This window comes from Kordia sp. (assembly GCF_045105435.1).
Taxonomy (GTDB): domain Bacteria; phylum Bacteroidota; class Bacteroidia; order Flavobacteriales; family Flavobacteriaceae; genus Kordia.
Window position 1 is genome coordinate 1 of sequence record NZ_JBGCDL010000130.1, and the last position, 10617, is coordinate 10617.

11 protein-coding genes are annotated in these 10617 nt (G+C 34.0%); 10 read left to right on the top strand and 1 reads right to left on the bottom strand.

Annotation, left to right across the window (positions count from 1 at the left end; genetic code table 11):
- From AB8B65_RS06615 to AB8B65_RS06640, 6 genes are all read left to right on the top strand, one after another.
- The coding region (locus AB8B65_RS06615; protein ID WP_405300084.1) for an SGNH/GDSL hydrolase family protein at positions 1–897 on the top strand (897 nt) is incomplete at its 5' end.
- Positions 884–2407 (top strand): B12-binding domain-containing radical SAM protein, encoded by a 1524-nt coding sequence (locus AB8B65_RS06620; RefSeq protein ID WP_405300085.1) that lies wholly within the window; start codon positions 884–886, stop codon positions 2405–2407. The genes AB8B65_RS06615 and AB8B65_RS06620, both read left to right, overlap by 14 nt.
- 11 nt (positions 2408–2418) lie before the next feature.
- Entirely contained in the window at positions 2419–3075 is a 657-nt protein-coding gene (locus AB8B65_RS06625) for a methyltransferase (protein WP_405300086.1), read from the top strand.
- A gap of 5 nt (positions 3076–3080) precedes the next feature.
- Positions 3081–4046, top strand: coding sequence for an acyltransferase family protein (locus tag AB8B65_RS06630; protein ID WP_405300087.1), 966 nt, complete (start codon positions 3081–3083; stop codon positions 4044–4046).
- A 10-nt stretch (positions 4047–4056) separates the two neighbouring features.
- Complete coding sequence (locus tag AB8B65_RS06635; RefSeq protein WP_405300088.1) at positions 4057–5256, top strand: hypothetical protein; 1200 nt, start codon at positions 4057–4059, stop codon at positions 5254–5256.
- Positions 5257–5270: 14 nt separating this feature from the next.
- On the top strand, positions 5271–6101 hold the full coding sequence (locus tag AB8B65_RS06640; RefSeq protein ID WP_405300089.1) for a TerC family protein: 831 nt from the start codon (positions 5271–5273) through the stop codon (positions 6099–6101).
- Positions 6102–6398: 297 nt separating this feature from the next.
- Here the strand turns inward: AB8B65_RS06640 and AB8B65_RS06645 are convergent, their stop codons facing one another.
- Positions 6399–7400 (bottom strand): hypothetical protein, encoded by a 1002-nt coding sequence (locus AB8B65_RS06645; protein ID WP_405300090.1) that lies wholly within the window; start codon positions 7398–7400, stop codon positions 6399–6401.
- Between the two features lie 276 nt (positions 7401–7676).
- On the opposite strand from AB8B65_RS06645, the gene rplM reads away from it, so the two are divergent.
- The 4 genes from rplM (at position 7677) to tsf (ending at position 10612) form a co-directional block, all read left to right on the top strand.
- On the top strand, positions 7677–8132 hold the full coding sequence (gene rplM / locus AB8B65_RS06650) for a 50S ribosomal protein L13 (protein ID WP_405300091.1): 456 nt from the start codon (positions 7677–7679) through the stop codon (positions 8130–8132).
- Position 8133: 1 nt separating this feature from the next.
- Positions 8134–8520 (top strand): 30S ribosomal protein S9, encoded by a 387-nt coding sequence (rpsI, locus tag AB8B65_RS06655; protein ID WP_114902334.1) that lies wholly within the window; start codon positions 8134–8136, stop codon positions 8518–8520.
- Between the two features lie 171 nt (positions 8521–8691).
- A complete protein-coding gene (gene rpsB, locus AB8B65_RS06660; RefSeq protein WP_405300092.1) occupies positions 8692–9540 on the top strand; it encodes a 30S ribosomal protein S2 in 849 nt (282 codons plus the stop codon).
- Between the two features lie 106 nt (positions 9541–9646).
- A complete protein-coding gene (gene tsf / locus AB8B65_RS06665) occupies positions 9647–10612 on the top strand; it encodes a translation elongation factor Ts (protein ID WP_405300093.1) in 966 nt (321 codons plus the stop codon).
- Positions 10613–10617 lie beyond the last annotated feature (5 nt).

Consider the following 10617-nt stretch of genomic DNA (forward strand, 5'->3'; position numbering starts at 1 on the left):
TACTTTTTTGGAGGTGCTGCTTTTTCGTATTCACTCACGAACTCATTTGGAATTGCAGATAATTCTGGATTGTTGAAATATTCTGATTCAGATGATTTAGTATACGAATTACTACCAAATTTAGATACAAAATACAAGCTAACTGATTTTAAAACCAATGCAGAAGGTTTCCGTGATCGGAATCATGAAATAAATTCAAATACAGTAAAAATTGCTATACTAGGCGATTCATTTACCATGGGAACTGGCGTGCACGAAGAAGATATGTTCGTATCAACCACAGAAAACATATTGAATAAACAAGATCAGGAACGTGATTATGAAACATTCAATTTTGGCATTTCTGGCTATGCATTAACAAGTTATAAAAAGATTTTAGAACGAAATGCACTCAAATATAATCCTGATTTGGTTGTGATTGGGTTTTGCGGTCCCAACGATCATTATCGAATTGGAACTGATTTTTCCTTGGACAATTTTACCATCAAGCCGAAAAAGAATGTGTTTTGGGATTCGTATTTAAAGAAATTACTATCAATTAAGTTCAATCCTCAAATAATTGAACCTGTTGCTTATGAAGCTGTTCATAGAGAATATATTGACAAACAGTTTCAAGAATTTCAAGATATTTTCACTAACAACAATAGCAAAGGACTCGTTTTTTATATGGACTTAGAGTACAAACCAGTTCATGTAACAGAAATACGTTTATTAGCCGAGAAAAATAATTTATTGTTTGTAGATGCCTCTGAGTTTTTTCAAGATAAAAACATTTTCAAATACATTGTAAACGAATTAGATCCGCATCCTAACGGAAAAGCGAATAAAATTTTTGCTTATAAGCTTTCAAGGTTTATTTTAGCAAATCGAAACGAGATATTTAATGATGGGAAATAAAATTATCATATTCAATCCGAGAAGTGCCAATGCAAAACATCGTTTGCCGAATACTATTATTCAGGTTGGCGCTGCCATTCATGGAAAATATGACTACGTTTTTGTAGATGGAAATATGGAAACTGATCCTTGGGAAAAAATATCTGGTTATTTTGCTACGGGCGAATACAAGTATTTTTGTCTCACAGTAATGCCTGGGCCGCAGTTGAAACAAGCGATTCCGTATGCAAGAAAGATTAAAGAAATGTACCCTGAGTCTATTAATATTTGGGGCGGATATTTTGCATCAAACCAATACAAAGTATGTTTAAATTCTGGCTATGTTGATTATATTATCAACGGACCTGGCGACAATACATTTCCACAGTTGCTAGATGTTTTGGAAGGAAAAAGCAATGAAAAACTCATGTTGATTCGCAACTTGATTTTTAAAGACGAGGAAGGAAAAATTGTCCAAACGGTCAAAGAAGCATTGCTCGATCAAGATTCATTGCCTCCATATCCGTACGAATATTTTAATACGTTTTATCCGCTAGAAAATTATTTAGCAAAGACGTTTATGGGACGTAGAACTTTTGCGTACCACTCAAGTATGGGTTGTCCGTTTAGCTGTTCTTTTTGTGCAGTTGTACCAATTTACAATGCAAAATGGAAAGCAAAAGCTGCTCCGACTATTTATAAGGATTTAAAATATTTTAAAGAAAAATACAATATTGACGCTGTAGAGTTTCATGATAATAACTTTTTTACGTCTCGTAAACGTGTGATGGAATTTTCTAAACATGTGATGGACGATAATATTGAATGGTGGGGAGAAGGACGCATTGATACAATTAATAAATATTCTGACGAAGAATTACATTACATGCGAAAAGCAGGTTGTCGTATGATGTTTTTAGGTGCCGAAACAGGAAATGATGAAGTGTTGAAGCAAATGAATAAAGGTGGAACACAATCGGGTCAAATGATCAAAGATTTTGTGAAGCGCATGAAAGATGTTGACATTATTCCTGAATTATCGTTTGTTTTAGGCTTGCCTGGACCTGACGAAAAGAAAGTATACGAGCAGATTTTGTGGGATATTAATTTTATTCGTGAAATTAAATCTATCAACGCTGAAGCGGAAATTATCATTTACTTATACAGTCCGGTGCCGACAGAAGGTTCGGAGTTGTATCAGCAAATTATAGATGCTGGATTTTCATTTCCTGAAAAACTCGAAGAATGGATTGAGCCAAGTTGGGAAAAATTCGATTTACGAAGAAATCCGCTAACACCTTGGTTAAAACCATATATGATTGATAAAATTCAAAATTTTGAAACGGTATTGAACGGCTACTATCCTACTGCTTCCGATTTTAGAATTAAAGGCTATAAAAAAGCATTGTTGAAATTAGTTTCTGGCTATCGCTTTAAATATGGTTGGTATAAATATCCGTATGAAATTAAGGTGTTGCACAAAATTTGGAAATACCGTCAGCCAGAAATTGAAGGTTTCTATTCAGAATAATTTACATAAATATGTTTAAGAAGCTTAAGAAACACATATTTCCTATTGCGAAATTTTTCTTTGATAAATACATTGTAAAGGATCGAAACTACACATACGAAGGTATTACGGTACAGATTAATGAAGAAGTATTTCCGCCAAAATTTACGATTAGCACCAAAATTCTTTTAGAGTATATAAAACCGTTACACATTACTGGAAAAAACTTTTTAGAACTCGGCTGTGGTTCTGGAATCATCTCTTTATTTGCCGCTTCTAAAGGTGCGAATGTGACAGCTTCTGATATCAATCAAGTTGCGATTGATGTATTGAAAGAAGCATCTATAACTAATGAAATTTCGTTGAATGTTGTGTATTCGGATTTGTTTGAAAATTTGTCCGATCAGCATTTTGACTATATTATTATTAATCCGCCATATTATCCAAAAGCTCCACAAAATGACAAAGAACGCGCTTGGTTTTGCGGAGAAGATTTTGAGTATTTTGAAAAATTATTTGCACAACTTCCACAATATATTTCGCCTAATACATGGATGATTTTATCGGAAGATTGTGAAATTGATCATATTAAAAAATTGGCAGTCAAAAACGGACTTACTTTTGAGTTGATTTTTGAAAAAAGTGTGGTCAAAGAGAAAAATTATATCTTTAGCATTCAAAAATCATAACCGATTTGCAAACTACTTCGCGAAACATATTACTCGATATTTTAAAAGTTATAGCGGCACTATTTGTAATTGGCACGCATGCAGGTTTTTTGTTTGAATACAGTGACGCTGCATCACGAATTGTTACGAACGGAATTTTCAGAATTGCCGTTCCATTTTTTTTCTGCGTCAACGGCTTCTTTTTATATACTGTATTTAAAAACGATCGCATCAAAATATGGCTAAAACGCGTTGGTATTTTATACCTCATTTGGATGTTGATTTACACTTATTTTTGGGTGCACTTAAATCACTATGATTTATTAAAAATTATTCCAACATTCATATTTGGTTTTAATCACTTATGGTATTTAGCGGCGCTTTTCTTTGGCGGATTGGTACTTTATCAACTTCGAAATGCTTCAAACACAGTATTAATTGTGAGTGCTTTTGCGTTTCTTTTGATCGGAATTGCCATTCAATATATAGGAGTGCTTCACGTATTTCCATATCAAACCACTTTAGATAAGTTGATAAATTATCCGCCATTACATCGAAACTTTTTGCTATTTGCATTGCCACTTTTAAGTATAGGTTATGTCATAAGACGTGCAAATTTTCATACGAAAATCAGCAAAAAAAATGTCACAATGTTGCTTCTTGTAAGTTTGACTCTTTTTGTTGCAGAAAATTTGATTGCATATTATTTTATAACGTATAATACGATTCTCAACACCTATCTTTCATACCTATTTTTGGCGCCAGCATTGTTAATTGCAGCATTTACCTTTAAAATTTCATCCAATCTTGATAGTAAATTACTGTCGTCGTATTCAATTGCAATTTACTTAGTGCATCCATTAATTATTTTTTTAATTTATAATACACTTACTTTGTCGCGTACTGTGACTACTTTTGTAACCATTATAGTATCAGTAATTGCAAGTTATGTATTGATTCAGCTCAACAAAAAGATAACATATATTTTATAATCTATTTTTCGTGAAAAAGAAACTCAAATTTACCCTCATCATATTCAGAAACGTTCTGATCACTTTCTTTTTATTGGAAATTGCATTGGGCATTTTTTATAATTATTACGATCAAAGTGGAATTGATGGAAATACGGAACGTATTATTGCTTCGGGTTTGTATGAAGATTCTGGTTTAAGTGATGAAGATATAAAAATCATTCACCGAGAACTTCGCGAACAAGACATGGAATGGGAACCGTATTTGCATTATCGTTTTAAGCCGATGAAAGGTAAACACAATACGATTTACGCAAACGGACTTCGAAAAACGGCAAATCTAAGTTTGAAAGATTCCGCCACAGCGATTAAAATATTCTGTTTTGGCGGATCAACTATGTACAGTTCAGGTGCGCGAGACGAATACACAATTCCGTCAGAATTATCAAAAATAATTCACAAAACATTTCCGAATCAGAATGTAGAAGTCACCAATTTTGGTTGTCACGGATACACGCGTGCAACAGAGAACATTCAGCTACAGCGAGAGTTGATAAAAAACAACATTCCGGATATTGTTATTTTTTATGATGGTGTAAATGAAGTTATTTCTGGACATCAAAATAATGAAGCGGGCGAACCCACAAACGCATACAACAGAAGAAGAGAATTTAAGTTGGCACATAGTTATAAAAAGCGTATTAAACTGTTTGTTACTTCTAGTAATTTGTACAGATTGATGACCACAATACAGCGCAAAATATTTTCAGGATCTATATATGCAAAAATGAATGCGCGTTCGGATGCTTTGTCGGAAGCTATTGCTAAAAACTATGTTGGTTTGGTCAGAGTTTCTAAAAGTTTAGAAGCTGCATACGGTTTTAAAGTGTTCAACTTTATGCAACCAAATATATATTCTAAAAAACAATTAACGAAAATTGAAGAACTGTATCACAAAGATCAGTATCACTATGAAAACTTGTACCGATTATCGTATGAAAATGTTCGTAAAGATTCATTGATGATTACAGATTCGACTTTTGTAGATATTAGCGATGCGTTTGACACTACTGACCGCGCCGTTTATTTCGATTTTTGCCATACGGGCGAATATGGAAATCAATTGGTTGCCGAAAGAATGTTTGTACATATACAACCGTTATTAATGCCAAAAGTAAAAGATAGCGTAACAATTCTTGAAATGGAGCAACTAACAGAAATCACTCAATAATTATATAAAGAAACATGGAACAACTTTTAACTTTAGATAGTCTTTTTACCTTATTCATGCTGGTATTACTGCAAGCTGTATTAGGATTTGACAACTTATTATACATTTCCTTAGAATCACAAAAAGCGCCAAAAGATAAGCAATCGTATGTTCGAAAAATGGGTGTTGGATTGGCAATTATTTTGCGAATTGTGTTGTTGTTTGCACTATTACAATTAATCTCATTTTTTGAAGATCCATTTTTATCAATGCACAGCAATTCGTTTATAGAGTTTGATATTAGCGGACATAGTATTATTGTATTGGTTGGTGGAATTTTCATTATTTACACAGCGGTCAAAGAAATTTGGCACATGATGTTGATGAAAGAACACGCCAAAGTAGAAGGTGCCGAAAGTAAAAAATCAGTTAAAAGTGTTGTGACTTGGATTGTAGTAATGAACTTGGTTTTTTCGTTTGATTCTATTTTAAGTGCCATGGCTTTGACAAGCGATTTGGAAAAAATGCCACAACTTGTTTTAATGACGGTTGCCGTGATATTAGGTGGATTATTAATGATTGTAATGGCGGATAAAGTATCAGACTTTTTACAGAAAAACAAAATGTATGAAGTGCTTGGACTCTTTATTTTATTTATTGTGGGAATCATGTTATTGTCGGAAGGTGGACATTTAGCCAATCTGCAATTATTTGGAAGTCACGTAACGCCAATGAGCAAAACCACGTTCTACTTTGTCATTATTACCTTAGTAATTATTGACATTGTACAAGGTCGCTACCAAAAGAATTTATTAGCAAAAAAAGAAGCGCAGGACAAAGCTGCTGAGGAAAAGAAAGAAGCGTAAGATTTCTCTTTTAAACTCCTTTGATACGTCTTTGCGAGAATTTTATAAAAATTCGTGGCAATCTCTCTCTAAGAATACTAAGATTTTTCATAGAAGCAGACTGCCACGTCGTAGCCTCCTCGCAGTGACGATTGTTCATTTTCAAAATGTTTGACTGAGTAAACTTGTGAAACAAATTTGTATCGAAATCTAGTATGAAAATCAAAGTGCTTTTTGGAGTTGCGAATACAGTGAAATAATATGTTTGTAATGTTAAAAAAATGATGCTTGGTTTGTCATTCCTGCGCAGGCAGGAATCTATTCAAGTCCGATTTCCGACTGTAAAAAATCACTCAACACCACATTTCCATTATCATTAATGTGTGGATCGTTGGCAAAATACAATCGATAATCGGTCGTGTCATTGACTTGAAAAACCGACAAAGGATTTACTTGTGTCACATTTATGTACGCTTTTAAATCCTTTGTTGCTTCTGCAAAGAATGGATAATTTCCCTGTTGAATCGCAACTTCATCTTCAAACGTAGCACCCAAAGTTTTCAAGTTATTCATATAATACGAGTTGACTTGCGAGCAATGCGGAATCCAAACAACATATACAGGAATATCTTTTGGAATGGTTTCTATAAATGTTTTCATTTCAGCAAGCCAAGCATCATACCGTGAAGCAAAAGGCGTTTTCAACATTAACGTATTATTAAAGTAAGAAGTATCAAAATTCAAAAAACGGATGCTTCGTTGATCGTAATAATCAGTTCTAAAAACATCGGTTGCCATTGTTGTGGTTCTGCTTGTAACGTGCGAACTAAAAATGGATGCTTTGTGATTTAGATACGATAGACTCAAAAAATAATCGGAAATTCCCCAATAGATATTTCTTACTAAAGAAAACTTTTCCCAACTCCACAAATGATCTACATCTGTTAAATCGTTCCCAACATACACTTGGTAAATAATGGCTTTCGGATTGTGTTTTTTAATTTTTGAACTCGCAAATGTATTTACTTGTCTAATTCCAATTCCTGGCACGCTCACATTCACAAAAGACTTTGCTGGATTATTTGCACGCAGTTTGTCTATATAATTAATTTCTTTCGCTGTGGCGGAAAAGGAATCGCCGAACACTAAAAAATCTACGGAAGTATTTGCCAAATCGGCTTCCGAATTCAAGTGTGACGTTTCTGCTTTATAAAAATCGATAATAGAATTGCGGTACAACATTTCAAACAATAAAAAGCTGAACACCATTATAATAATAGTATTTAGTAAAAACTTCTTTATTTTTGGCAAGAATTTCATTGCTTACAATTTGACCAAAGATACTTTTAAAATTAAATTTTGAGTAATTTTTTATCTGTTTGAAATATAATTAGTTCCTCAACTGATCTTTTTAGTAAAACTCGACACAAAAAACGCATAATTTAAGCTTCAAAAAATAAAAAGTAAGCTAATGAAAACCAATACATTCAACAATTTTCAGTATTCTTTGTAATGTATTTGTTATCTACAGAATAAATCTTACCTTTGCGGACTCTTTTAAAGAGATAGGAATGTTTAATTAATAAATAAATTAGTGTGGATACATTAAGCTACAAAACAATTTCAGCCAACAAAGCGACTGCAGATAAGCAGTGGGTTTTAGTTGATGCTGAAGGACAGACGCTAGGGCGTATGGCTTCTAAGGTAGCAAAAATACTTAGAGGTAAGTACAAGCCTAGCTTTACACCACATGCTGATTGCGGAGATAATGTTGTTATTATCAATGCAGAGAAAATCATCTTAACTGGAAACAAATGGACTGACAAATCTTACATTCGTCACACAGGGTATCCAGGTGGTCAAAGATCGCTAACTGCTACGGAACTTTTTGAAAAAGATCCAGCAAGATTAGTCGAAAAATCAGTGAAAGGAATGTTACCAAAAAACAAATTAGGTAGCGCATTATTCCGTAACCTAAAAGTGTACGTTGGAACAGAGCACGGACAAGAAGCTCAAAAGCCAACTACTATTAACTTAAATGATTTAATGTAACATGGAAGTTATTCACAAAATTGGTCGTAGAAAGACCGCTGTTGCTCGTGTTTATGTAACTCCAGGAACTGGAAACATTACAGTAAACAAAAAAGCATTTGAAACGTATTTCCCAACTCCAACATTACAGTACAAAGTAAAACAACCTTTTGCTTTAACTGAAACTGTTGATACGTACGACGTAAACGTAAACGTATATGGTGGTGGATCTACTGGACAAGCTGAAGCTGTTCGTTTAGCAATCTCAAGAGTATTATGTGAGATCGATGCTGAAAACAGATTGGCATTAAAACCAGAAGGATTATTAACAAGAGATCCAAGAATGGTTGAACGTAAGAAATTTGGACAGAAGAAAGCTCGTAAGAAGTTCCAATTCTCGAAACGTTAATTTTTGGTCGTTTTTCAAAAAAACGTACTGTTCATTTATTATTGAAATTAAAATCATGTTGTCGTTGTTTCGCATACAGCGAAATTTAGTTTAGCATCTAAATAGTTAAGACCAATACAAATTGCTACTTACCTATTGCTAATTCCAACGGAACGTAAACTATTTACAAAAATGGCAAATAACATAGAAGTAAAAGACTTACTTGATGCAGGTGTACACTTTGGACACTTGACAAGAAAATGGGATCCAAACATGGCGCCGTATATCTACATGGAGCGTAATGGAATCCACATCATTAACTTATACAAAACTGCTGCTAAAATTGACGAAGCTAACGAAGCTTTAAAGAAAATTGCAGCCTCTGGTAGAAAAATACTTTTCGTAGCTACCAAAAAACAAGCAAAAGACATCGTTGCTGAAAAAGCAGGGAAAGCTAACATGCCGTACATCACTGAAAGATGGCCAGGTGGAATGTTAACTAACTTTGTAACGATCAGAAAAGCCGTTAAAAAAATGGCTTCTATTGATAGAATGAAAAAAGATGGAACGTTCATGACTTTATCTAAGAAAGAACGTTTACAAGTTGATCGTTTAAGAGCCAAGTTAGAGAAAAACTTAGGTTCTATCAATGACATGACGCGTCTTCCAGGTGCATTGTTCGTTGTAGACATCAAACGTGAACATATCGCGATTAAAGAAGCTCAAAAATTAAACATTCCAATTTTTGCAATGGTTGATACAAATTCTGACCCAAGACAGGTTGATTATGTAATACCAGCAAATGATGATGCTTCTAAATCAATCGAGAATATCTTAACACACGTTACAGATGCTGTAATCGAAGGATTATCTGATAGAAAAGCTGAAAAAGAAGCTAAGAAAGCTGAAAAAGAAGCTGCTGCTGCTGCACCTGCACCAAAAGCAGAAGTAAAAGCAGAAGCTCCAAAAACTGAAGCTCCAAAAGCAGAAACAGCTGCTCCAGCGAAGGCTGAAGCTCCAGCAAAAGAAGAAACAAAATAATTATTATTTAACGTTGATACGTTCATTCATCAAAGAAAGACAAGTAGTTTAACTATTCGTTTTTAAAGATGTTGAATGGACGTACTAACATTAAAACAAATACAAAATGGCAAAAATTACAGCCGCAGAAGTAGGTAAATTAAGAAAAGCTACCGGTGCAGGAATGATGGACTGCAAAAAAGCATTAGTTGAAGCAGAAGGTGACTTCGATAAAGCAATTGATATTCTTCGTAAGAAAGGTCAGAAAGTTGCTGCTAAAAGAGCAGATCGTGACTCTTCAGAAGGTGTTGCTGCTGCTAAAGTAAATGCAGACAATACTGCTGGTGTTGCAATTGTTTTAGGATGTGAAACTGATTTCGTAGGAAAAAATGAAAGCTTTGTTGCATTGGCAAAAGAATTTGCTGATTTAGCAATCAACTTCAACTCGAAAGAAGAATTTTTGGCTGCTGATTTCGGTGGAATCACAGTTGCTGAAAAATTAACAGAACAAACTGGTGTAATTGGTGAGAAAATTGACATTAACGCTTTCGACAAAGTTGAAGCTGCTTTTGTTGGTTCTTACGTACACATTAACAAAATTGCTGCTGTTGTTGGATTATCTGCAAATGTTGATAATGCTGAAACGTTAGCAAAAGACTTAGCTATGCAAGTTGCATCTATGGGTGCTACAACTTTATCTTATAAAGATTTCGATCCTGCATTTGTTGCATCTGAAACAGAAGCACGAATTGCTGCAATTGAAAAAGATAACGAAGAATTAGAGCGTTTAGGAAAAACATTGAAAAATGTTCCTCAATACATCTCTATGTCTCAGTTAAGCGACGAAGTGATAGCACAAGCTGAAGAAGTTGCTAAAGCACAATTAGCTGCAGAAGGTAAGCCAGAAAAAATCTGGGATCGTATTTTACCAGGAAAAATGGAAAGATTCATTTCTGATAATACGACTTTAGACAAAGAACAGTGTTTATTAGACCAAGACTTCATTAAAGATGAAAAGTCTACAGTTGCTAAATATGTTTCTTCTTACGGAGAAGTTGAAGTAACAGGTTTTAAACGTGTATCTTTAGGATAAGCAAA